Here is a 24062-nt window from a genome sequence, read left to right on the forward strand (position 1 = left end):
CCCGGGACGGGCACTCCACCGAACCCGACCCCCAGGAGGACCCCTGTGAGCGACACCGAATCCCGCACCGGCGACGCGCCCGGCGACGAGGGCGACGCCAACCCGGTCACCGGCGCGGGCGCCCGTACCGTGCGCGGCGAGCTCGGCAAGCACGGCGAGAAGCGCACCGGGGACCTGCCGAGCGACGCCGGCGCGACGGACGAGGCGGCCGAGGACCTCGAGGGCGAGAACGAGAGCGAGCCGACCCGCTCCGAGTAGGTCGTCGCCTCGTACGCGGTCACCCGGCAGCGGTGATCGTGTACGGCCGTCGGACGGGCAGGCTAGCGTGATTCCGTGCCGACACCACTGATCATCGACACCGATCCCGGCGTGGACGACGCCGTCGCCGTCGTCCTCGCGTTACGCAGCCCCGAGGTCGACGTCCGCGCGGTGACCGTCGCGTTCGGGAACGTCGCGCTCGGGTTCACCCTGCCCAACGCCCGCAAGCTCCTCGCCCTCGCCGGCCGGACGGACGTCCCGGTCGCCGCCGGCGCGGCCCGTCCCCTCGTGTACCCGCAGGCCGAGGAGGCCGCGGACTGGCACGGCGCGGACGGCCTGGGCGGGCGGGCGGCGAGCCTGCTCGCCGAGGCCCCGCTGGACCCGCGCCCCGCCGTCGACGTCATGACGGAGGTCCTGCGGCAGGCCGCCGAGCCCGTCACGATCGCCTCGATCGGCCCCCTGACCAACACCGCGCTGCTGCTCGCCACCCACCCCGAGCTCGTCGGCCGGATCGGCCGGATCGTCGTGATGGGCGGCTCGCTCGGCGCCGGCAACACGACCGGCGCGGCGGAGTTCAACGTCTACGCCGACCCCGAGGCGGCCCACCGGGTCCTGACCCAGGTCGACGTCCCGGTCACCCTGGTGCCGCTGGACCTCACGATGCGCTGTGCGGCGCCCGGCCCGTGGGTCGACGCGCTCGCCTCGGGGAGCGCGGTCGGGGCGGCCCTGGCGGACATCCTGCTGGCCTACCGGGCCGCGTTCCGCGAACGCTACGGGCGCGACGCCGTGGCCCTGCACGACGCGGTCGCCCTGCTGGAGGCGATCGTTCCCGGCACGCTCCGCACCACCCCGCTGCCGATCCGGGTGGCCTGCGACCACGGCCCGGCCCGCGGCGCCACGGTCCCCGACGGGCGGCCGGACGCACCGGGCCCCATGGTCCACGTCGCCCTCGACGCCGACGTCGACGCGGTTCTGGAGGAGATCGCGCGCCGCCTGCGGGACTGAGGGGCTGCGGGGCCGAGGGTTGCGGGACCGGAGGGGCTCAGGCCAGGCCGTGCTCGATCGCGTAGCGGACCAGCGCGGCCCGGCCGGGCACGTCCAGCTTGCGCAGCGTGCGCTGGATGTGGTTCTCGACCGTCCGCGGGGAGAGCACGAGCCGGGTCGCGATCTGCCGGGCGGTGAGCCCCTCGACGACGAGGCGCAGCACCTCGGCCTCGCGCTCGGTGAGGTGCGGGACGACCTGCGCGCCCGGATCCGCGACGGACTCCAGCACGATCTCCGCGAGCCCCTGGCCGAACGCGACGCCCCCCGACGCCGCCGAGCGGATGATGTCCGCGGCGGCCGGGTCGTCCCGCAGCACGTAGCCGGTCGCGCCCGCACGCACCACGTCCAGCACCGCGGTGTGCTCGGCGCGGGCGGACACCGCGACGACGGGGACGTCCGGGGCCTCCGCGGCTAGGGCGCCGACCGCGATCGTGGCGCGCTCGTCCGCGTCCAGGTCCACCACGACGACGTCCGGCCGGACCTGGAGGACGCCGGGCACCGCGTCCGCCGACGCCACGAGGGCGACGACGTCGAACCCGGCGAGCGTCAACGGCTCGGCGCCCACCGGGATCCCGACCACCACCGCCGTGGTCGAGGCGCCGTCCACACCGGACACGCCACCGCCGCGCGCCGCCATCCCGCCCCCTCCGGAGCCGACGTGGTCCGGCTCCCGGCCGCGAATCCTGCCAGGTGGTTGATCACCGCGTGGCCGGCACGACGACCTTCACCCGCCCGGTGCACCGCCCGGTCACCCTGCGCGCACGCCCGGCTCAGTCGTCCGCCAGCCCCTGCTCGATCGCGTACCGCACGAGCTGGGACCTGTTGTGCAGCTGCAGCTTCCGCAGCGTGTTCTGCACGTGGCTCTCCACCGTCCGGTGCGAGACGACGAGCCGCTCGCCGATCTGCCGGGCCGTCAGTCCCTTCGCGACGAGCCGCAGCACCTCGGTCTCCCGCTCGGTCAGCGCCGGCACGGCGGGCTCCCCGGAGGCGCGCGGCCCCTCCCCCGCGAGGCGCCGGTACTCCCCGAGCACGAGCCCGGCCAGGCCGGGGGTGAAGACCGGCACCCCGTCCGCGGTACGGCGCACGGCGTCGATCAACTCGTCGACGCCGGCGGACTTCACCAGGTAGCCGGTCGCGCCGGCCTTGAGCGCCTCCAGGACGTCCGCATGCTCGCCGCTCGCCGAGAGCACCAGGACCCTGGTCCCCGGCAGCTTCGCGAGGATGCCCGCGATCGCCTCGACCCCTGAGCCGGCGCCCAGGTTGAGGTCCATGAGCACCACCTGCGGGCGCACCGCCGGGGCGATCCGCACCGCGGCCGGCCCGTCGGCGGCGGTGGCGACGACGTCGCAGCCCCGTTCGCCCAGGTCCCGGGCCACGCCCTCGCGCCAGATCGGGTGGTCGTCGACCACCATCACGCTCACCATGTCAGACCTCCACCGGTACCCGGATGATCCACTCGGTGCCGCGACCCGGCCCGGTGTCGAGCTCGAGACTGCCGCCCAGGTCCGACACCCTTCCGCGCATGGACCGCGCCACGCCGAGCCGCCCCTGCTCCGCGGCCTCGTCCAGCCGTCCTTCGGGGATGCCCGGGCCGTCGTCCCGCACGCTGACCTCGACGCTCCTCCCGAGGTCCTCGACCAGCACCCACGCCTGCGCGTCCGGCCCGACGTGGGTCTCGACGTTCGCGAGGGCCGCGCGCACGACGGCGTCCAGCTCGGCGACCGTCCCCGCGGACAGCTCCACCGGGTGCGCGGGCGCCGAGACCGTGACCCGGCCGGACGACAGGGCACGCAGCGCAGCGGCGAGGTCACGCTTGCCGCGCCGGTCCTCCGCCGACGACCCGCTGGTCAGGAGCGTGCGCAGGGCCACCTCCTGCTCCCCCGCGAGCATCCCCAGCTCGGCCGCACCACCGCCGAGCTCCGCCCCGCGGCGGCGGACGTGGGCGAGGACCTGCAGCACGCCGTCGTGGATCGAGCGGGCCAGCCGTTCCCGTTCCGCGGCCGCCGCCCGCTCCGCGACGGCGCGGCGCACCCGTTCCGCGGCGCGGCGCAGCACGAGCGAGGCGAACCCGACGGTCAGCCCGGCCAGCGTGAGCAGCTCGATGTCACTCAGCTCCGCCAAAGAGACCCGGGACTTGGAGACGACGAGCGCCGCCGAGATCGCCGCGGCGCCGGCCAGCCCCCCGGGCAACGTGTAGGCGACGGCGAGCGCCAGCACCGAGCCGGACGTCCAGATCGAGCCCATGCCGGGCGTCCCCAGGTCCAGCTGGTCCGGCGTGACCAGCAGCGGCGTGGTCATCATGATCCCGACGCACACCACGACGTCCGCGACCGCGAGGAGGCCACGCCGGTCCGGGGCGTCCGGCGGGGCGCCGAGGTACCCGCGGGCCAGCACCGCGGTCCAGACGGTCATCGCGAGCAGGACGGCGGTGACACCGACCGGCGAGGTGTAGGAGCCCAGGCGCCACAGCGCGACCCCGATGACGGTGACGAGCGTCAGCACCCGGAAGGCGATCACCCCGCGCCAGAGGGGTTCGAGGGGACGCTCCACGTCAGCCAGTGTGACCTGCGAGGTCAAGATCCCTCGAGGAGAGGAGGCGAGCACGCTGCCGATCCTCCCGGCCTGGTGAGGCCATCGGATCCGCAGGACTACGGACTCGGCTTCGTTCCTGTGACCAGGGCGTTGTAGAACCAGCCGCGCGGGACCACCCGGGAGAGCACGTGCTCGTCGAGCCAGGAGAGCCGCTGCCAGCCGTGGTAGGCGAACATCGCCCAGCGCAGGCCGAGCCTCCCCGCCGGGACGGCCGCCTCGAACGTCCGCACCGGCCAGCCGAGCATGGCCGCGCTGAACTCCTCGGTGGCGACGCGGACCTGCCGGGCGCCGGCGCGTTGCGCCGTGCGCTCCAGGTCGTCCGGGTCGAACGTGTGGATGTCCACGACGGACTCGAGCGCCGCGGCGCGCGAGGACTCGTCCAGCTCGGCCTGCGGGCGCCGCCAGCCCTTCAGCGGGCCGAGCTTCGTGAGCGTCGTCGTGGCCTTCCAGGTGAGCTGCCCGAGCTTGCGGGCGTAGGCGTCCCCGACGGTCGTCGGCTCGCCCGCGAAGACGAACCGGCCCCCCGGCCTGAGCACGCGCAGCACCTCGCGCAGGGACGCCTCGACGTCCGGGATGTGGTGCAGCACGGCATGCCCGACGACGAGGTCGAAGGTGTCGTCGTCGTAGGGGATCCGCTCGGCGTCCGCGACCCGGCCGTCGACGTCCAGGCCGAGGTGCCCGGCGTTGCGCAGCGCGGCCTGGACCATGCCGGGCGAGAGGTCGGTGACCGAGCCCTGCTTCGCGACGCCCGCCTGCATCAGGTTGAGCAGGAAGAACCCGGTGCCGGAGCCGAGCTCCAGCGCCCGCTCGTAGGGCCGGCCGTCCCAGCCGCTGACGAGCCGGAAGCGCCCGGCGGCGTAGTCGATGCAGCGCTGGTCGTAGCTGATCGACCACTTCTCGTCGTAGGTGCCCGCCTCCCAGTCGTGGTAGAGGACGTTGGCGAGCTTCGGATTGCGCCACGCGGCCTCGACCTGCTCGGCCGTCGCGTGCGGTGTGGGAGCCGGGTCCGTACTCATGAGTAGAAACCCTAACCCCTGTGCGCGCGCAGCCTCGCTGGAACGAGGCTGCGCGCGCACGACCCCTGCTGACCTCGGAGAACGCCCACCTGTGGGCCTCAGCGTTCTCCGTGCCGGCCGGGCTCGCTGACGCGCCGCTTCGGCACCGGGACCCGCATGAGGTCCGCGGCGACCACCACCTCGCCGCCGAACACCGCCCGCGCCTGGTCCGTGAACCGCTCCGGCTCGGTGTAGCGCTGCGAGAAGTGCGTCAGGACGAGCGTGCGCACCCCGCACTCGGCCGCCACGGACGCGGCCTGCCCGACCGTCAGGTGGCCGTAGTCCCGGGCGAGGGCGACGTCCTCGTCGAGGAAGGTGGACTCGATCACCAGCATGTCCACGCCCTCGGCGAGCGCGTAGACGCCGTCGCAGAGCCGGGTGTCCATGACGAACGCGAAGCGCTGGCCGGGTCGCGGTGCGCTGACGTCGGCGAGCCGGACGTCGCCGAGCCGGCCGGTCCGCTGCAGCTCCCCGACCGCGGGCCCGGCGATGCCGGCCGCCGCCAGTCGCTCGGGCAGCATCCGGACGCCGTCGGGTTCGACGAGCCGGTAGCCGAACGCCTCGACGGGGTGGTCCAGGCGTCGCGTCTCCAGCGTGCCGAAGGAGTCGAGGGCGATCGGGCCGTCCCCGTCGATCGGGTGTTCCCGCAGGTCCGCGGACTCCCGGTAGGACGACGCGTACCGCAGCCGGGCGAAGTACTCCGCGCCGGACGCGGGGTAGTGGGCGTGCACGGGATGCGGGACCTGGTCCAGCGAGAGCCGTTGGACGACGCCCGGGACGCCGAGGCAGTGGTCGCCGTGGAAGTGCGTGAGGCAGATCCGGGTGATCACGCTCGCGGGAACGCCGGCGAGCAGCATCTGGCGCTGGCTGCCCTCGCCGGGGTCGAGGAGGAACCCCTGGTCGTCCCAGCGCAGCAGGTAACCGTTGTGGTTGCGGTGCCGGGTGGGGGCCTGGCTCGCGGTCCCGAGCACCACCAACTCCCGCGCCGCCACGGACACGACGCTACCCGGCCGCCCGGATGCACGAGCGGCACCTTCGTGCGGTAGGTCTGCACAAGGTGCCGCTCGTGCGGAAGAAGCAGGGTCAGCGGCCGGTGAAACTCGCCTTGCCCGGGCCGTTCTCGACGAACGACGCCATCCCCGCGCTCGCGTCGTCGGTGGCGAAGACGCCCGCGAACAGTTCGGACTCGATGTCCAGGCCGGTGCGCAGGTCCGTGTCCAGGCCGCCGTCGATCGCCTTCTTGGCGGCCGCGTAGGCCAGCCGGGGGCCACTGGTGAACTGCGAGACGTACTCGACGGCGCGGGAGTAGACCTCGTCCGCGGGCACGACCTCGTCGACCAGGCCGATGGCGAGCGCCTCCTCGGCGCCGACGAAGCGGCCGGTGTAGATCAGGTCCTTGGCCCGCGACGGGCCGATCAGCCGCGCGAGCCGCTGTGTACCACCGCCGCCGGGAAAGATGCCGAGCAGGATCTCCGGGAAGCCGAGCTTGGCGTTGTCCCCGACGATCCGGCGGTCCGCCCCGAGCGCGACCTCCAGGCCGCCGCCGAGCGCGAACCCGGTGACGGCCGCGACCGTCGGCTTCGGGATCGTGGAGATCGCTCCCAACCCGGCGGACAGCTTGCGGGCGACGGGCGCCACGTCCGAGTAGGACATCGTCGCCATCTCCTTGACGTCCGCGCCGGCCGCGAGCACCTTCTCGCCGCCGTAGACGATCACCGCGCGCACGTCGTCCCGGACGGTGGCCTCCTCGGCCACGACGAGCAGCTCCTGCTGCACCTGGCGGTTGAGCGCGTTCATGGGCGGCCGGTCCAGCCGGATCGTGCCCACCCCGTTGTCGACCTCGAGCCTCACGAATTCGGTCACGCCGGGGACCCTACTTTGCGCCTGCGGCGCTCGTGCGCGGTTGTCGTCGTCCTGGCGACGAGAAGCGCGCACAGGCGGGTCAGCGCAACCAGGCGGTGAACCGGCCCCGGCGGCGCTGCACGGCGAGCGGCAGGCCGAAGGTCTCGGAGAGGTTGTCGTCGGTGAGCACGTCGTCGAGCAGCCCCGCCGCGACCACCCGGCCGTCCCGGAGCAGCAGCCCGTGCGTGTACCCCGGCGGGATCTCCTCGACGTGGTGCGTCACCAGCACGGACGCGGGCGCGTCCGGGTCCATGGCCAGCGCGGAGAGCCGGGACACCAGGTCCTCGCGGCCGCCGAGGTCCAGGCCGGCCGCGGGCTCGTCGAGCAGCAGGAGCTCGGGGTCCGTCATCATCGCGCGGGCGATGAGCGTGCGCTTGCGCTCGCCCTCGGACAGCGTGCGCCACTCCCGGTCCGCGAGCCGCCCGACGCCCAGGGCGTCCAGCAGGTGGCGGGCGCGGTCCGTGTCCTGGGCGTCGTAGCGCTCGCGCCAACGGCCGAGCACGCCGTACCCGGCGCTGACCACGACGTCGGACACGATCTCGTCCCCCGGCACGCGGGTGCCGAGGTTGGCCGAGGTCAGGCCGATCCGGGGGCGCAGCTCGGTGAGGTTCACCCTGCCGAGCCGGTCCCCGAGCAGGTCGACCGTGCCGGCGGTGGGGTGCATCTCGGCGGAGGCCAGGCGCAACAGAGTGGTCTTGCCGGCGCCGTTCGGTCCGAGGACGACCCAGCGCTCGTCGAGCTCGACGTCCCAGGCGACGGAGTGGAGCAGGGTCGTGGGGCCCCGCCGCACCGTCACGTCCTCCATCCGGATCACCAGATCCGAGAGCTCGGGTGTGACGCTGTCCGCGGCGGGCGATCCGGGGTGACTCACCCCCCTATCCTGACCGATCGTGCCGGTCTTCCCGTTGGGTGCCCACGCCGACTCTCGCGGCGTCCGCTTCGCAGTCGCCTCCACCAGCGCGGACGTCGTGGAGGTGTGCCTGGTCGACGGCGGCCCCGGCGCGCTGACCGAGCGGCGGGTCGAGCTGCTCGAGCACACCTTCGGCGTGTGGCACGGGCACATCCCCGACGTGCGGCCCGGGCAGCGCTACGGCTACCGGGTGCACGGCCCGTACCGGCCGTGGGAGGGCACGCGGGCGAACCCGCACAAGATCCTCGTGGACCCCTACGCCCGCCGGATCACCGGCCGCGTCGACGATCTCGACGCCGCGCGCGGCTGGGTCGGGGACCCGATGACCGGCCCGCCCAGCACGGTGGACTCGCTGGGCCACGTGCCGCTGTCCGTCGTCGAGGAGCCGTTGGCCCTGTCGGCGCCGCCGCGGCCGGAGATCCCGTGGTCCGAGACGGTGATCTCGGAGCTGCACGTCCGCGGGTTCACGAAGCTGCATCCCGAGGTGCCGCCGGAGCACCGCGGGACCTACCTCGGGCTCGCGCACCCGGCCGTGATCGAGCACCTGACGAAGATCGGCGTCACGGCCGTCGAGCTCCTCCCGGTGATGGCCAGCGCCGCCGAGCCCGCCCTCGTGGAGCGCGGGATGGCGAACTACTGGGGCTACTCGACCCTCGGCTTCCTCGCCCCGCACGGCGGCTATGCGAGCGTGCCCGGCCAGGAGATCGCCGAGTTCCGGACGATGGTCGAGGCGCTGCACGCGGCCCGGATCGAGGTGATCCTCGACGTCGTCCCGAACCACACGTGCGAGGGCGGCGTCGGCGGCATGACGCTCTCCTACCGCGGCCTCGACGCCCCGGCGTACTACTCGCTCGGCGGCAGCGGCCACGACGCGGACATCACCGGCTGCGGCAACACCCTCGACGCGGGCTCCCCGACCGTCATCCGGCTGGTCTGCGACGCGCTGCGGCACTGGGTGCTGGCGTTCGGCGTCGACGGGTTCCGGATCGACCTCGCGTCCGTGCTCGGCCGGCCGCGCTCGGGCGCCTTCGACCCGAACTCCGCGCTGCTCACCGCGATCGCGGTGGACCCGGTCCTGTCGACGACCAAGCTCGTCGCCGAGCCCTGGGACGCCACCGGCGAGGGCTACCGGGTCGGCGGGTTCGGGGTCGCGTGGTCGGAGTGGAACGGCCGCTACCGGGACGCGGTGCGGGACTTCTGGCGCGGCCACGGCCGGATCTCCGAGCTCGCCTCCCGGCTGACCGGCAGCTCGGACATCTACGGGCTCTCGGGGCGCCGGCCGTGGGCGTCGGTCAACTTCGTGACCGCGCACGACGGCTTCACCCTGCGCGACCTCGTGTCCTACGAGCGTAAGCACAACGAGGGCAACGGCGAGGGCAACCGGGACGGCACGGACGACAACCGGTCGCAGAACTTCGGCGCGGAGGGCGAGACGACCTCCCCGGTGATCAAGGAGCGCCGGCTCGCGACCACCCGCGCGATGCTCGCGACCCTGCTGCTCTCCATCGGGACACCGATGATCGTCGGGGGCGACGAGCGGTGGCGGACCCAGGGCGGTAACAACAACGCGTACTGCCGCGACGACGAGACGTCCTGGGTGGACTGGACGGACACCTCCGAGGCCGCGCTGATGGAGGCGTTCACCGCCCGGGTCGCGGCGATCCGCCGCGAGTCCCCGGTGCTGCACCGGGACCAGTTCTACGTCGACGGCGAGGTGCTCTGGTGGCACCCGTCTGGCCGGCCGATGGAGGACGGGGACTGGCACGACGGCGACGCCCGCACCCTCGCGGTCGTGCTCGCGGACTACTACCTGCTGCTGATGCACGCGGGCGACGGCGCGGCGGCCTGCACGCTGCCGAAGGACCACGACTACGAGCCCGTCCTGGACAGCACGGTCACGGACGGGACCCCGGCCAGCACCCGGCCGTTGAGGGGCGGGGCGACGATCACCCTGCCGCCGCGCTCCGTGCTGCTCCTCCGGAGCCTGTGAGCGTGGAACCTCGCGAGAACGAGGTTCCACCCGCACGACCCCAGCTGAGCTGCGAAGACGTCGGCGGTGACCGGCGTGCGGTCCGCGGCGTAATCTGCTGCCCATGCCGCGCTACGAGTTCCGCTGCCGGGAGTGCACCACGACGTTCGAGGTCGACCGGCCGATGGCCGCCGCCTCGGACCCAGCGGACTGCCCGCACGGGCACGCCGACACCGTCAAGCTGCTCTCGACGGTCGCGCTCGGCGGCCGGGCCGGCGGCGCCGGCGCACCCCGGCCCGCGATGGCGCCCGCCGGCGGCGGGGGCTGCTGCGGCGGCGGTTGCTGCGGCTGACGCGTTTCCCCTGGTCAGCGGGGGTTGTGCGCGTGGAACCTCGTGAGAACGAGGTTCCACGCGCACAGGTCAGGCCAGGACGACCTTCCCCAGCTCCGCCGGTGAGGCGAGGAGCGGGTGGGTCGGCAGGACCCGGACGGTGTACCCGGTGAGGCCCGCGTGCGGCAGCGGGACGACCGCCTCGAAGCGCTCCCCCTCGCCGTCCGGCCCGACGTGCTTCATCGCCACCCGCACGGTGTCCTCGAGCTCGTCGGTCTCGTGGACCCGCCCGACGACGGCCTCGACGATCACGTCGTCCGGCGCGAGCCCGGCGAGGTCGACGACCGCGCGCACGGTCATCGGCGCGCCGACCACCGGGGTGTCCGGCAGCCCGGATGCGTCGACCCCCGCGACCCGCACCTTCGTCCAGGACGCGTTCAGCTTGGCCCGGTACGCCGCGACCTGCTTGGCGCCCCCGAACGCCTCGCCGGTCTGCGACGGGCCGACGACGGCCGCGGCGGCCCGCGACGCCGGCGCATACCAGTCCTCGACGTACTCCCGCACCATCCGCGTCGCCTGCACCTGCGGGCGCAGCGTCTCCAGCGTGTGCCGGACCAGCTCGGTCCAGCGCGGCGGCACGCCGTCCCTGCGCTCGTAGAAGGCCGGACCGACCTGGGTGGCGAGCAGCTCGTAGAGGGCGTTGGCCTCGAGGTCGTCCCGCTTGTGGGGGTCGTCGATCCCGTCCGCGGTCGGGATCGCCCAGCCGTTCGCGCCGTCGTACATCTCGTCCCACCAGCCGTCGCGGATGGAGAGGTTGAGCCCGCCGTTGAGCGCGGACTTCATGCCGGACGTCCCGCACGCCTCGAGCGGGCGCAGCGGGTTGTTCAGCCACACGTCGCAGCCCCAGTAGAGGTACCGGGCCATGGACATGTCGTAGTCCGGCAGGAAGGCGATGCGGTGCCGCACGGCCGGGTCGTCGGCGAACCGGACGATCTGCTGGATGAGCGCCTTGCCGCCGTCGTCCGCGGGGTGGGACTTGCCGGCGACGATCAGCTGCACCGGGCGGTGCGGGTCGAGCAGCAGGTCGCGGAGCCGGTCCGGGTCCCGCAGCATCAGGGTGAGCCGCTTGTAGGTCGGCACGCGGCGGGCGAACCCGACGGTGAGGACGTCCGGGTCGAAGACGTGGTCGGTCCAGCTGAGCTCGGGCGTCGAGGCGCCACGCTCCAGCCAGGCCGCGCGCACCCGGCGGCGCACCTCGTCGACGAGCCGGGCCCGCAGGCTGTTGCGCAGGCCCCAGAGCTCGGCGTCGCCCACGCCCTGGGTGGAGTCGCCGGGCCGGCCGATCAGCTCGGCGACCTCGCGGGCCTCCCAGGTGTGCCCGTGGACGCCGTTGGTGACCGAGCCGATCGGCACCTCGTCGGTGTCGAAGCCCTCCCAGAGCCCGCCGAACATGCCGCGGGACACGTCGCCGTGCAGCTTGGAGACGCCGTTGGCGCGCTGGGCGAGCCGCAGCCCCATGTGCGCCATGTTGAACATCGACGGGTTCTCCTCGGCGCCGAGCGCGAGGAGCCGGTCCGCCGGGACGCCGGGCAGCAGCTCGTCGGACAGGTAGTGCCGGACCATGTCGACCGGGAAGCGGTCGATCCCCGCCGGGACCGGGGTGTGCGTGGTGAACACGGTCCCGGAGCGGACGGCGGCGAGCGCCTGGTCGAAGTCCAGCCGTCGGCCGGTCTGCAGCTCGCGGATGCGCTCGAGGCCGAGGAACCCGGCGTGGCCCTCGTTGGTGTGGAAGACCTCGGGGACGGCGTGGCCGGTCGCGCTGCAGTACGCGCGGACGGCGCGCACGCCGCCGACGCCGATGAGGATCTCCTGCTTGATCCGGTGGTCCTGGTCCCCGCCGTAGAGCCGGTCGGTGACGCCGCGCAGGTCCGCGTCGTTGGCCTCGATCTCGGAGTCCAGCAGCAGCAGCGGCACCCGGCCGACCGCGGCCTGCCAGATGCGCGCGGACAGCGTGCGGTTCCCGGGCATCGCGACCTCGACGAGCACGGGCTCGCCCTTCGCGTCCGTCAGCAGCTGCAGCGGCAGCCCCTGCGGGTCCAGGACCGGATAGTGCTCGAGCTGCCAGCCGTCGAGCGAGAGCGACTGCCGGAAGTAGCCGGAGCGGTACAGCAGCCCGACGGCGATCAGCGGCACGCCCAGGTCGGACGCGGCCTTGAGGTGGTCGCCGGCGAGGACGCCGAGGCCGCCGGAGTAGTTCGGCAGGACCTCGTTGACCCCGAACTCCATCGAGAAGTACCCCACGGCCGCCGGCATCGACGGGTCCGCCTCGCGCGCGGACTGGTACCAGCGGTCCTCGTCGAGGTAGCGCTGCAGGTCCTCGGCCAGCTCGCGGACCTCTCCGACGATCTCGGTGTCCTCGGCCAGCTCGGCGAACCTCGCGCTCGGGATCTCGCCGAGCAGCCGGACGGGGTCCCGCCCGGCGCGGGCCCACGCGTCGGCGTCGAGGGAGGCGAACAGGTCGCGGGTGGCGGGATGCCAGCTCCACCGGAGGTTGGTGGCCAGGGTCTGCAGGGGCGCGAGCTGGGCGGGCAGCTGGGCACGGACGGTGAACCGACGGAGAGCTCTCACCCCGGGAGACGATAGCGGTGGATCGGTGCCGGAATCGATCCCGGAGTCCCCTCGGGCCGATCCGGACACGCCGGGGCCCCTACCGGGTCCGAGCGGGCCCGGTCCACCGCACGATCGGGTGGACCCGGCCCGGGCCCGGGACGTCCCCGATCGCGTCGCCGGCCACCGAGCGCGTCCGGCCGTCGACCCGGCGAACCCGGACGCGCCGAGCGGGACGTCCCGAACGGTGAGGTGCCGATGAAATGCGTGTGAACGACCGGCGCAACGCCGGGTCCGGTTAGCGTCAGGACTGGACGGGGTAGGTACGGTTGTGACTCTCGCTGCTGGACAGGCCGAGACAATCCTTACTTCTCGACACTGTGGGTTCCTCTCGGAATTCCCGAAACTGGGGGTGGCGTCGATGACCGGTCGGCTCGGAATCGATGACGTCAGCCCCTCGGTGGGTGACGGCAGACATCCGAGCAAGGCGGTCGTCGGCGAGGTCGTACCGATCCGGGCCACGGTCTGGCGCGAGGGGCACGACGCCGTCGCGGCCAATGTGGTCTGGAAGCGCCTCGGGTCCCGTTCCGCGGCCGAGCACGTCCGTATGGTCCCCGACGGAATCGGTACAGACCGCTTCCTCGCCACCGTCGTGCCGGACGAGACCGGCCTCTGGACGTTCCGGGTCGACGCGTGGAGCGACCCGTGGGCCACCTGGCGGCACGCCGTCGAGGCGAAGCTGCGGGCCGGCCAGTCCGCGGACGAGCTGGCCAACGACCTGGAGACGGGCGCCCGGCTGCTGCAGCGCGTCGGCCGCCGCCCCTCCGAGCGCCCGAACCGGGACCTGCTCTTCGGCGCCGCGAACGCGTTGCGGGACACCGCGCTGCCGCTGCGCTCCCGGGTCGCGCCGGCGATGTTCCCGGCCGTCCACGCGATCATGACCGAGCGCCCGGTGCGTGAGCTGATCACCCGCGGTCGCACCCAGCAGGTCTATGTGGACCGTCCCCGCGCGCTCTTCGGCTCCTGGTACGAGTTCTTCCCGCGCTCCACCGGCGGCCGGGACGAGACCGGCCGCGCGGTGCACGGCTCGTTCGTCACCGCGGCCAAGGAGCTTGACCGCATCGCCCAGATGGCCTTCGACGTCGTCTACCTCCCGCCGATCCACCCGGTCGGCACGGCGCACCGCAAGGGCCGCAACAACTCGGTCTTCGCCGAGCCGGGTGACGTCGGCTCCCCGTGGGCCATCGGCTCGGCCGAGGGCGGGCACGACGCGATCGACCCCGAGCTCGGCACGATCGACGACTTCGACTCCTTCGTGGCCCGCACGAACGACCTCGGCATGGAGGTCGCGCTGGACTTCGCGCTCCAGTGCGCGCCGGACCACCCCTGGGTCTCCGAGCACCCGGAGTGGTTCACGGTGCGCCCGGACGGGTCCATCGCCTACGCGGAGAACCCGCCGAAGAAGTACCAGGACATCTACCCGATCAACTTCGACAACGACCCGGCCGGGCTCTACGCCGAGACGCTGCGCGTGGTGCTGTTCTGGGTCGAGCACGGGGTCAAGATCTTCCGGGTCGACAACCCGCACACCAAGCCGCCGAACTTCTGGCACTGGTTGATCTGGCAGGTCAAGGCGCGGCACCCCGAGGTGCTGTTCCTCGCCGAGGCGTTCACCCGCCCCGCCCGCCTGTTCGGCCTGGCCCGGCTCGGCTTCACGCAGTCCTACACGTACTTCACCTGGCGGACCGAGAAGGAGGAGCTGACCGAGTTCGCGCTCATGCACGCCGAGCGCGCGGACGAGGCCCGGCCCAACCTGTTCGTCAACACCCCGGACATCCTCCACGAGTCGCTGCAGCACGGCGGCCCCGCGATGTTCGCCATCCGGGCCGCGCTGGCGACGACGATGTCGCCCACCTGGGGCATGTACGCGGGCTTCGAGCTGTTCGAGGGCGAGGCCGTCAAGCCGGGCAGCGAGGAGTACAAGGACTCGGAGAAGTACGAGCTGCGCCCGCGGGACTTCCACGCCGCGCTCAACGAGGGCCGCTCGCTCGAGCCGTACATCACCCGGCTCAACGAGATCCGCCGCAGCCACCCGGCGCTGCAGCAGCTGCGCAACATCCACTTCCACGAGACGGACCACGACGAGCTGATCGCCTACTCGAAGACGGACCCGGCCACCGGGGACACCGTCATCATGGTGGTCACGCTGAACTCGTTCGAGATGCGCGAGGGCACCGTCCGGCTGGACATGCCGGAAGCTCGGGATGGACTGGGACGACTCGTTCCGGGTGCACGACGAGATCACCGGCGAGACCTGGCAGTGGGGCGAGCGGAACTACGTCCGCCTCGAGCCGTGGGCGAACGTCGCGCACATCCTCCGCCTGGAGAAGTAGACCGCACACCGCCACCGCGCCCGGCTCTCCCGAGCCGGGCGCGGTGGGTGTGTCCTCGCTACGCCACGCCGGGCAGGTGTGCGTTCGCGCGGCGGACCAGCGGCGCCAGGTCCGCCATCTCGACGACCTCGCGTCCCGCCGCCCGCAGCAGCTCCGCGCCCTCGCAGTACACGAACAGCGCGGGCTCGCGCCAGGCGAACACGACCCGCGGGATGCCGGCCCCCAGGATGAGCCGGGTGCAGCTCACCGGGTGGGACGTGCGGGCGCTGCAGGGCTCCAGCGAGCTGTAGATCGTCGCGCCCGCGAGCCGGGGGTCGGCCGGGTCCAGCTTGGCGAGCGCGGTCTCCTCCGCGTGGTCGTGCGGGTCCGCCTCGCGGGAGTGGCCGGTGGCGAGGACGGTTCCGTCCGCGCCGACGACGACGGCCCCCACCGAGAACGCGGTGTCCGACGGGGGGCACCGCTCGGCCAGCGCGATCGCCTGCAGGAGGTGGCCGCGGTCGTCAGGCACGTGGGTCTCCGATCAGGTAGCGCAGCAGGACGACGTCGCCGATCGGACGCGCCTCGGCGAGCGTCATCCGGTGCGCCGGGTCCTGGGGAACACCCCCGGCTGCACGAACCGCGGCGCCGCGGCGTCCCCGACGAAGAACGGCGCGTAGACGAGCTGCAGCTCGTCGACGACCCCGGCCGTCAGGAACAGGGTGTGCATCGCGCCGCCGCCCTCCACCATCAGCGTCCCGATCCCGCGGGCGGCGAGGTCCGCGAGCACGCGGTGCACGTCGAGCGGGTCCCCGGCGCCGACCACGGTGGACACCGTGCCGAGCCGCGCGCGGACCCCCGCGACGGCCGCGTCCGAGGTGTACACGAGCTTCTCCGCCTCCCCCGCGCTGAAGAACCGCGCGTCCGGGTCGACGTCCCCGCTCGCCGTCACGGTGACCTTGGCCGGGGTGGCCGGCAGCCCGGCCTCGACCCGGCGGCGTCGGAGCTCCGCGGACCGCACCAGCAGGCGGGGGTCGTCCGCCCGGATCGTCCCCGCGCCGACGAGGATGGCGTCGACGGACGCGCGGACCTCGTCCACCCGGTCCAGGTCCTGCTGGTTCGACAGGACCAGCCGGCGTTCCGACGCGTCGTCGATGTAGCCGTCGAGGGACGAGGCGACCGACAGGAGCACGCGGGGGCGCGCGGTGTCCGCCTGCTGGTCCACGGCCAACCCTCCGATCGCCCCGTGGCACACGGTAACCGACCCGCGACGCATGGCCGGCCCCGGTCGCGACCCCCGCACACCGTTGCGCACGGTCTCGTCCTGAAGATCCGGGTACGCCCGACTACTGTTGGCAGCGATGAGCGAGATGGTCGAGACGGGCAGCGGCGACGCCGGCGAGCACCTGACCGTGACCGAACCCCCCGCGGAGGATTTCGGGCATGCCCGGACCCTCGAGGTGGACCGGGACTGGTTCAAGACGGCGGTGTTCTACGAGGTCCTGGTCCGCGCGTTCAACGACTCGAACCGGGACGGGTTCGGGGACCTACGCGGGCTGACCGAGAAGCTCGACTACATCCAGTGGCTCGGCGCGGACTGCCTCTGGCTCCCGCCGTTCTACGACTCACCGCTGCGCGACGGCGGCTACGACATCCGGGACTTCCGCGCGGTGCTGCCCGAGTTCGGAACCGTCGAGGACTTCGTCTACCTCCTCGACGAGGCGCACAAGCGCGGCCTCCGGATCATCACCGACCTCGTCATGAACCACACCTCGGACCAGCACCCGTGGTTCGAGGCCTCGCGGCGGGACCCCGAGGGCCCGTACGGGGACTTCTACGTCTGGTCCGACGACGACACCCGCTACCCGGACGCCCGCGTCATCTTCGTGGACACCGAGTCGTCGAACTGGACCTACGACCCGGTGCGCGGCCAGTTCTACTGGCACCGCTTCTTCTCCCACCAGCCGGACCTGAACTACGACAACCCGGCCGTGCAGGAGGCGATGATCGACGTCCTGCGCTTCTGGCTGGACCTCGGGATCGACGGCTTCCGGCTGGACGCGGTGCCGTACCTGTTCGAGCGGGACGACACGAACTGCGAGAACCTCACCGAGACCCACCAGTTCCTCAAGCGCTGCCGCAAGGTGATCGACGACGAGTACCCCGGCCGGGTCATGCTCGCCGAGGCCAACCAGTGGCCGTCGGACGTCGTGGAGTACTTCGGGGACGCGGAGGTCGGCGGCGACGAGTGCCACATGGCCTTCCACTTCCCGCTGATGCCGCGCATCTTCATGGCCGTGCGCCGCGAGAACCGCTTCCCGATCTCGGAGATCCTGGCCCAGACGCCGGAGATCCCGTCGGGCGCGCAGTGGGGGATCTTCCTGCGCAACCACGACGAGCTCACCCTCGAGATGGTCAGCGACGAGGAACGCGACTACATGTACGCGGAGTACGCCAAGGACCCGCGGATGAAGGCGAACATCGGCATCCGCCGCCGGCTGGCCCCGCTACTGGAGAACGACCGCAACCAGCTCGAGCTGTTCACCGCGCTGCTGCTCTCGCTGCCCGGCTCGCCGGTGCTCTACTACGGCGACGAGATCGGCATGGGGGACAACATCTGGCTCGGCGACCGGGACGCGGTCCGCAGCCCCATGCAGTGGACGCCGGACCGCAACGCGGGCTTCTCGATGTGCGACCCGGGCCGGCTGTACCTGCCCGCCGTCATGGACCCGGTGTACGGCTACCAGGCGGTGAACGTCGAGGCGCAGTCGAACTCGTCGACGTCGCTGCTGAACTGGAACCGGCACATGATCGAGATCCGCAAGCGGCACTGCGCCTTCGGCATGGGCGACTACCACGAGCTCGGCGGCTCCAACCCGTCCGTGCTCGCCTACACCCGCACCTACGACGGTCCCGAGGGCCGGGACACCGTGCTGTGCGTCAACAACATGTCCCGCTTCCCGCAGCCCGTCGAGCTGGACCTGTCGGCCTGGCAGGGAAGCGTTCCCCACGAGCTCACCGGAGGCGTGCCCTTCCCGCGGATCGGTCAGCTGCCCTACCTGCTGACCCTGCCGGGCCACGGCTTCTACTGGTTCTCGATCAAACCCGCGGAGGAGAGTGCATGACGGCCCCGGACGCGGCCCTGGCCGAGGAGCTGCCCCTCCACCTGCCCGAGTACCTGGTGCGGCAGCGTTGGTTCGCAGCCAAGGGACGCCCGGTGTCCGCGGTCTCCGTGGCCGCGGTGACTCCGCTCGTCGAGGGCTCTGAGCTGCTCCTCGATCTGTGCCTGCTGCGTGTGGAGTTCGCGGACTCGCCCGAGCCGGACCACTACCAGCTGCTGCTCGGCCGCCGGACCGTGCCGGCAACGGAGCTGGAGTACGCGACGATCGGCGCCGTCGGCGGGCACGTCGCCTACGACGCGATGTGGGACCCGGAGGCCACGCGCTGGCTGCTGGACGCGATCCGGGAGAGCCGCGTGTGCGGGGACGTGCGGTTCGTGCCCGAGCCGGGCGCGGAGCTGCCGGTCGGGATGCCGGGGCGGATCCTCGGCGTCGAGCAGTCGAACACCTCGGTCGCATACGGGGACAAGAGCATCTTCAAGCTGTTCCGCCGGATCGCGCCCGGGCTGAACCCGGACCTCGAGCTGCACCGCGCGCTGCGCCGGGTCGGCAGCGAGCAGGTCGCCGGGCTGCAGGGCGCGGTCGAGGGCGTGCTCGACGGGCAGCCGGCCACGCTGGGCATGCTGCAGGACTTCGCGGGCAACTCGGCCGAGGGCTGGGCCATGGCGCTGGCGAGCGTCCGGGACCTGTTCGCCGAGGCGGACCTCTACGCGTCCGAGGTCGGGGGGGATTTCGCGGGCGAGGCCCACCGGCTGGGTCAGACCGTCGCCGTGCTGCACTCCGAGCTCGCCGAGGCGCTCGGCACGGGCAGCCGGGACGGCGCCGAGCTCGGCGCCGCGCTCGCCGCGCGGCTGTCCGTCGCCGCGGCCCAGGTCCCCGAGCTCGGCGAGCACGTGGCCGGCGTCCGCGCCGTCTACGAGTCGCTGTCCGGCACCATCCCGACCCAGCGCGTGCACGGCGACCTGCACCTCGGGCAGACCCTGCGCACTCCCTACGGCTGGCTGATCCTTGACTTCGAGGGCGAGCCGTCCGCGACGCTCGCCGAGCGCGTGCAGCCGGACTCGCCGCTGCGCGACGTCGCGGGGATGCTGCGGTCGTTCGACTACGCGGCGTACCACCAGGTCGCCCGCCAGGGCGCGAGCGAGGGCGAGGAGCACCAGCTCCACCAGCGCGCCGAGGAGTGGGCCACCCGCAACCGCACCGCCTTCTGCGACGGCTACGCCGTGGGTGCCGGAGCGGACCCGCGGGAGCAGCAGACCGTGCTCAAGGCCTTCGAGCTGGACAAGGCGGTCTACGAGGTCGTCTACGAGACCCGCTCCCGTCCGACCTGGGCGCCTATCCCGCTGGGCTCGATCGCCCGGCTGGTGAGCGACTCGGCACCCTCCGCCGCCCGCTGACCCGCGGGCCGGGGCGCAGGGACCGCCGAGCCGGTCGGCCGAAGTCCGCCGTGGACCCCGCGCTAGCAGCCGATCGTGTACCCCACACGGCGGCCCAGGGGGAGCGCACGGGGTGAAGGAGCAATAGGGTTCACGGGTGGAGCTCGAGGACACCCGCACGATCGACCCCTGCCCCCCGGACCAGGCGACGACCGACCGGCTGCTGGGTGGTGCCCACCACAACCCGCATGGCGTTCTGGGCGCCCACCCGCATCCCGACGGCACCGTCGTCCGCGTGCTCAGGCCGCACGCCGACGAGGTCGCCGTCCTGCGCAACGGCGACCCGAACGACGCGCACCCGCTGGTGAAGGTGCACGACGCCGGGCTCTTCTCCGGCGTCGTCGAGGGACCGGGCGGCGACTACCGCGTCCGGGTCCGCTACGGCGACCGCGTCGACGTCGTCGACGACCCGTACCGCTGGCTCCCGACGCTGGGCGAGATCGACCTGCATCTCATCAGCGAGGGCCGTCACGAGCGGCTCTGGGACGTGCTCGGCGCGCATGTGCGCCACTACGACACGATCTCCGGCCCCGTGACCGGCACCAGCTTCGCCGTCTGGGCGCCGACCGCCCAGGGCGTCCGGGTCACCGGGGACTTCGACGGCTGGGCCGGCTGGGCGCACCCGATGCGCTCGCTCGGCACGTCCGGCATCTGGGAGATCTTCCTCCCGGACGTCGGCGTCGGGACCCGGTACAAGTTCCGGATCCTCGGCCAGGACGGCCGCTGGCGGGACAAGGCGGACCCGATGGCGTTCGCCACCGAGATCCCGCCCGCTACCGCGTCCGTCGTGGCCGACCTGCACCACCGGTGGGGCGACGACGAGTGGATCGCCAAGCGTGCCCAGGGCACCCCGCACGCCGAGCCCATGAGCGTCTACGAGCTGCACCTCGGCTCGTGGCGCCAGGGCAACGGCTACCGGGAGATCGCGGACCAGCTCGTCGAGTACCTGGCCGAGACGGGCTTCACGCACGTCGAGCTGCTGCCCGTCGCGGAGCACCCGTTCGGCGGCTCGTGGGGCTACCAGGTCACCTCGTACTACGCGCCGACGTCGCGTTTCGGCACCCCGGACGACTTTCGATACTTCGTGGACCGGCTGCACCAGGCCGGCTACGGCGTCATCGTGGACTGGGTCCCCGCGCACTTCCCGCGCGACGAGTGGGCGCTGGCCAAGTTCGACGGCACCCCGCTCTACGAGCACGCGGACCCGCGGCGCGGCGAGCAGCCGGACTGGGGCACGCTCGTCTTCGACTTCGGGCGCAAGGAGGTGCGGAACTTCCTCGTCGCGAACGCGCTGTACTGGATCGAGGAGTTCCACGTCGACGGGCTGCGGGTCGACGCCGTCGCCTCGATGCTCTACCTGGACTACTCCCGGCCCGAGGGCCAGTGGCTGCCGAACATCCACGGCGGACGGGAGAACCTCGAGGCCGTCGCGTTCCTGCAGGAGATGAACGCGACCGTCTACCGGGCGCACCCCGGCGTCGTCACGATCGCCGAGGAGTCCACCGCGTGGCCGGGCGTCACCCGGCCCACGTACATGGGCGGGCTCGGCTTCGGGATGAAGTGGAACATGGGGTGGATGCACGACACGCTGGACTACTTCGGGCGTGATCCGATCCACCGCGCGTTCCACCACAACCAGCTGACGTTCTCGCTCATGTACGCGTTCAGCGAGAACTACGTGCTCCCGATCAGCCACGACGAGGTCGTGCACGGCAAGGGTTCGATGTGGACCCGGATGCCCGGCGACGACTGGAACAAGGCCGCCGGCGTGCGCGCCCTGCTGGCGTTCATGTGGGCCCACCCGGGCAAGCAGCTCGTCTTCATGGGCGGGGAGTTCGGGCAGGTCAGGGAGTGGTCCGAGCAGCGCTCGCTGGACTGGGACCTGCTCGCGGACCCGCTGCACGGCGGCATCAAGACGCTCGTCGGGGACCTCAACCGCGTCTACCGGGACAACCCGGCACTGTGGACGAAGGACAACACGCCCGAGGGCTTCGCGTGGATCGACGCGAACGACGCGGCCGGGAACGTGCTCAGCTTCCTCCGGTTCGGGAGCAACGACCCCGCGGTCGACGGGCGGCCGAACGTGCTGGCCTGCATCGCGAACTTCTCGGGGACGCCGAACGAGAACTACCGCGTCGGGCTGCCCTTCGGCGGCCGGTGGCGCGAGGTGGTCAACACGGACGCGAGCAGCTACGGCGGCTCGGGCGTGGGGAACCTCGGCGTGGTCGAGGCGGAGCCGGTGATGTGGCACGGCAGGCCCGCGTCCGCGGTGCTGCGGCTGCCCCCGTCCGGTGTGCTCTGGCTCGTCCCGGAGACGACCGGTGGTCCGGTCCACCCGAAGGCCGCCGCGGCCGGGGCCCGGGTCTCGACGCGGGTCGCCCCGGCGCCGATCACGTCGGCTCCGATCGCTTCCGCCCCGATCACCTCGAGCCCCGCACCGCTGCCGTCGGGCGGGCAGGTCACGTCGCCGGCGGCGGACCCGACGCCGGTGGACCCTGAGTTCGCGTCGGCACACACCCCGCCCACGGGCTTCCCGGCGGTGACGCCGGAGTCCCCGGCTGCCGACGCCGCGGTACCGGCCGAAGCGGAGGCCGAGACGGGCTCCGTTCCGGGCACGATGTTCGACGACACCGTGTTCGACGACGAGCAGGACGCGGAAGCGGCCACCGGTTCGGCCGTCACGACGGCAGATGCACCGGCGGCCGGCGCCCCGTCGTCCCAGGTCGGGATGTCGATGTCGGATGGTGCGCCGGAGTCCGAGCCGTCGGATCCGGGGACGTCGGAGGCCTCCACGGACCCGGTGGAGACGAGCGCGGACCCGGCCGTCGAGACGCCGGCCGCGCCGCAGTCGTCCGGGAACCGGACGTACGGGGCGGCGAGCCCGACCGAGGCGTCCACGCCGGACACGTCCGAGGTGGCCACACCGGATCTCGTCGGGTCCGACGCCCCGGCGGCCTCGACCGCGGACAGCCCCCCGGCCGAGGCGCTGGTCGAGGACATCGCGGCCGACGAGGACGGGGGTGCCGCGTCGCCCTCGGGGGCCGGGGTCTCGTCCGAAGCCGAGCAGCCGTCCGGGACCTCGCCCGAGGCCGAGGGCCCGGAAGGGCCGCGCACCACCGGCTGATCCTCGGACGCCGATCCACGCGCAGGCCCGGTCGCTCCCGGCGACCGGGCCTGCGCGCGTTCTCGCGGTCAGACCCGGGCGTCGGCCCGGTCGGTCCTCACCGGCGCACCCGGGCGGACCAGGGTGAACCAGTAGGCCAGCAGGATCGCGCAGTACAGCGACCGTCCGACCGGCGACCACGGGTTCTCCGGCGTCCACAGGTCGCCCCAGGACACCGGGATCACCGGGAGGGCCAGCAGCACGGCGCCCCACGCGCGACGCGGGCTCCCGGCGGGCGCCGCCGCGATCAGCACGAGCAGGCCGGGCAACAGCAGCAAGAGGTAGTTGTGCCAGGCGATGGGCGAGAACAGCAGCCCGGCCGCGACCACGGCCCAGGGCGCCGTGCCCGCGGGGTCCGTCCCGTGCGCCGTGCTCGCGATCGGGTCGATGCCGAACCGCTGGGCCCGCCGCCAGAACCAGGCGAGGGTCCCGATCAGGAGTACCGCGCCGAGCGCCGAGCCGACGGCCGAGGTGATGCCCAGCCGTAGCGTCAGCCCGGGCAGCGCCGCGTTGTCCAGGACGTCCGGGACGGGCTCGGTGGTCGCGATGCGGATCCACTCGGTGCCGCTCTTGAGCCCGGCCACCAGCACACCGACGAGCGTCGCCACCGCCGCTCCCGCGATTCCGGCCGCGAACGGCCGCCACCGACGCTGCACGAGGGGCAGCACGAGGATCGGGGCCAGCGAAGGCTTCAGCGCGACGGTGACCCCGTACAGGACGGCGGCCAGCACCGGGTGCCCGCGACGCTCGGCGACCCAGCCCGCGACCAGCCCCACGAGCAGCAACCCGTAGATCTGGCCGAGCACCAGGGTGCCGTGCAGCGGCGACGACGCCAGCAGCGCGAGCGTGGCCGCGACCGTCCAGCCCCGGGACAGCCGCAGCTCCCGGACCACGACCAGCACCGCCGCGACGATCAGGAGCAGCGTCAGCGTGGCGAAGACGCGATAGGCGGTCAGCGGATCGAGGGCCGCGAACGGCGCCAGCAGCACCGACAGCAGCGGCGGGTTCAGGTTGGTGAGCTTGGCCGGGGTGTCGTAGATGTCCTGGCCGTGCAGGAGCGCGACCGAGGACTGCCAGAAGGTGTCGAAGTCGACGTGCAGCTCGGTCATGTCCGTCGACGGCAGCAGCGTCACCAGCGCGTTCGGGTGCGTCCAGTGCAGGACGACCGTCAGCACCAGCACGATCCCGACGCCCAGCGCGGCGTACAGCCTCGACGGCGGCCACCGCCTCGGAGGCGTCGTCCCCGACGGGTCGGGGACACCCGGCACGGACGGCGCGGCGGTCGAGGTGTCGGACACGGTCGCCGA

General features: G+C 73.1%; 15 protein-coding genes and 3 pseudogenes. 8 read left to right on the forward strand and 10 right to left on the reverse strand.

Features of this window, described 5'->3' with window-relative positions; translation table 11 throughout:
* Positions 1-45: 45 nt before the first annotated feature.
* Together WBK50_RS26095 and WBK50_RS26100 are read left to right on the forward strand one after the other, a co-directional pair.
* Positions 46-258 (forward strand): hypothetical protein, encoded by a 213-nt coding sequence (locus tag WBK50_RS26095; protein ID WP_341338137.1) that lies wholly within the window; start codon positions 46-48, stop codon positions 256-258.
* Between the two features lie 75 nt (positions 259-333).
* Positions 334-1263 carry a nucleoside hydrolase gene (locus WBK50_RS26100; protein ID WP_341338138.1) on the forward strand — a complete coding sequence of 310 codons (930 nt, stop codon included), beginning with the start codon at positions 334-336 and terminating at the stop codon, positions 1261-1263.
* A gap of 37 nt (positions 1264-1300) precedes the next feature.
* Here the strand turns inward: WBK50_RS26100 and WBK50_RS26105 are convergent, their stop codons facing one another.
* The 7 genes from WBK50_RS26105 to WBK50_RS26135 all read right to left on the reverse strand — a co-directional run bounded on the left by WBK50_RS26105 (position 1301) and on the right by WBK50_RS26135 (position 7656).
* Entirely contained in the window at positions 1301-1939 is a 639-nt protein-coding gene (locus WBK50_RS26105; RefSeq protein WP_341338139.1) for a response regulator transcription factor, read from the reverse strand.
* Between the two features lie 133 nt (positions 1940-2072).
* Positions 2073-2726, reverse strand: coding sequence for a response regulator transcription factor (locus WBK50_RS26110; RefSeq protein WP_341338140.1), 654 nt, complete (start codon positions 2724-2726; stop codon positions 2073-2075).
* A 1-nt stretch (position 2727) separates the two neighbouring features.
* The gene (gene macS, locus WBK50_RS26115; protein WP_341338141.1) at positions 2728-3852 is read right to left on the reverse strand and encodes a MacS family sensor histidine kinase; all 1125 of its coding nucleotides are present in this window, start codon (positions 3850-3852) and stop codon (positions 2728-2730) included.
* 98 nt (positions 3853-3950) lie between these two features.
* Positions 3951-4910, reverse strand: a complete 960-nt coding sequence (locus WBK50_RS26120; RefSeq protein WP_341338142.1) for a class I SAM-dependent methyltransferase — start codon at positions 4908-4910, stop codon at positions 3951-3953.
* 98 nt (positions 4911-5008) lie between these two features.
* Positions 5009-5941 (reverse strand): ribonuclease Z, encoded by a 933-nt coding sequence (locus WBK50_RS26125; protein WP_341338143.1) that lies wholly within the window; start codon positions 5939-5941, stop codon positions 5009-5011.
* 91 nt (positions 5942-6032) lie between these two features.
* Positions 6033-6812 carry an enoyl-CoA hydratase/isomerase family protein gene (locus WBK50_RS26130; protein WP_341338144.1) on the reverse strand — a complete coding sequence of 260 codons (780 nt, stop codon included), beginning with the start codon at positions 6810-6812 and terminating at the stop codon, positions 6033-6035.
* A 79-nt stretch (positions 6813-6891) separates the two neighbouring features.
* Positions 6892-7656: an ABC transporter ATP-binding protein gene (locus tag WBK50_RS26135; RefSeq protein ID WP_341339503.1), complete on the reverse strand. Its 765-nt coding sequence runs from the start codon at positions 7654-7656 to the stop codon at positions 6892-6894.
* An 85-nt stretch (positions 7657-7741) separates the two neighbouring features.
* Here WBK50_RS26135 and glgX point away from each other — a divergent pair, with 85 nt between their 5' ends.
* Complete coding sequence (gene glgX, locus WBK50_RS26140; protein ID WP_341338145.1) at positions 7742-9751, forward strand: glycogen debranching protein GlgX; 2010 nt, start codon at positions 7742-7744, stop codon at positions 9749-9751.
* Between the two features lie 103 nt (positions 9752-9854).
* Positions 9855-10082 carry an FmdB family zinc ribbon protein gene (locus WBK50_RS26145; protein ID WP_341338146.1) on the forward strand — a complete coding sequence of 76 codons (228 nt, stop codon included), beginning with the start codon at positions 9855-9857 and terminating at the stop codon, positions 10080-10082.
* A 69-nt stretch (positions 10083-10151) separates the two neighbouring features.
* On the opposite strand, the gene glgP is transcribed toward WBK50_RS26145, so the two are convergent.
* On the reverse strand, positions 10152-12689 hold the full coding sequence (gene glgP, locus WBK50_RS26150; protein ID WP_341338147.1) for an alpha-glucan family phosphorylase: 2538 nt from the start codon (positions 12687-12689) through the stop codon (positions 10152-10154).
* A 400-nt stretch (positions 12690-13089) separates the two neighbouring features.
* Between glgP and WBK50_RS26155 the strand changes: the two are divergent.
* Positions 13090-15061: pseudogene (locus WBK50_RS26155) on the forward strand (alpha-1,4-glucan--maltose-1-phosphate maltosyltransferase).
* 58 nt (positions 15062-15119) lie between these two features.
* Here WBK50_RS26155 and WBK50_RS35425 read toward each other — a convergent pair.
* Positions 15120-16262 (reverse strand): annotated as a pseudogene (locus WBK50_RS35425) (dihydrofolate reductase family protein).
* A 136-nt stretch (positions 16263-16398) separates the two neighbouring features.
* Here WBK50_RS35425 and treS point away from each other — a divergent pair.
* The 3 genes and pseudogenes from treS to glgB all read left to right on the forward strand — a co-directional run.
* Entirely contained in the window at positions 16399-18162 is a 1764-nt protein-coding gene (gene treS / locus WBK50_RS26170) for a maltose alpha-D-glucosyltransferase (RefSeq protein ID WP_445942306.1), read from the forward strand.
* Complete coding sequence (locus tag WBK50_RS26175; RefSeq protein WP_341338150.1) at positions 18159-19553, forward strand: maltokinase N-terminal cap-like domain-containing protein; 1395 nt, start codon at positions 18159-18161, stop codon at positions 19551-19553. The genes treS and WBK50_RS26175 overlap by 4 nt, the downstream gene beginning before the upstream one ends.
* Positions 19554-19713: 160 nt before the next feature.
* Positions 19714-21906, forward strand: a pseudogene (gene glgB / locus WBK50_RS26180) (1,4-alpha-glucan branching protein GlgB); the annotation flags it as partial.
* 878 nt (positions 21907-22784) lie between these two features.
* On the opposite strand, the gene WBK50_RS26185 reads toward glgB, so the two are convergent.
* Positions 22785-24053, reverse strand: a complete 1269-nt coding sequence (locus tag WBK50_RS26185; protein ID WP_341338151.1) for a glycosyltransferase family 87 protein — start codon at positions 24051-24053, stop codon at positions 22785-22787.
* Positions 24054-24062 lie beyond the last annotated feature (9 nt).

The organism is Pseudonocardia sp. T1-2H (assembly GCF_038039215.1).
Taxonomy (GTDB): Bacteria; Actinomycetota; Actinomycetes; order Mycobacteriales; family Pseudonocardiaceae; genus Pseudonocardia.

Bases quoted from the DNA above. Each gene is read 5' to 3' on its own strand.
- WBK50_RS26135 (WP_341339503.1), bottom strand. From the start codon at position 7,656: ATGGAGGACGTGACGGTGCGGCGGGGCCCCACGACCCTGCTCCACTCC.
- WBK50_RS26145 (WP_341338146.1), top strand. From the start codon at position 9,855: ATGCCGCGCTACGAGTTCCGCTGCCGGGAGTGCACCACGACGTTCGAG.
- WBK50_RS26175 (WP_341338150.1), top strand. From the start codon at position 18,159: ATGACGGCCCCGGACGCGGCCCTGGCCGAGGAGCTGCCCCTCCACCTG.
- WBK50_RS26110 (WP_341338140.1), bottom strand. From the start codon at position 2,726: ATGGTGAGCGTGATGGTGGTCGACGACCACCCGATCTGGCGCGAGGGC.
- treS (WP_445942306.1), top strand. From the start codon at position 16,399: ATGAGCGAGATGGTCGAGACGGGCAGCGGCGACGCCGGCGAGCACCTG.
- WBK50_RS26120 (WP_341338142.1), bottom strand. From the start codon at position 4,910: ATGAGTACGGACCCGGCTCCCACACCGCACGCGACGGCCGAGCAGGTC.
- WBK50_RS26105 (WP_341338139.1), bottom strand. From the start codon at position 1,939: ATGGCGGCGCGCGGCGGTGGCGTGTCCGGTGTGGACGGCGCCTCGACC.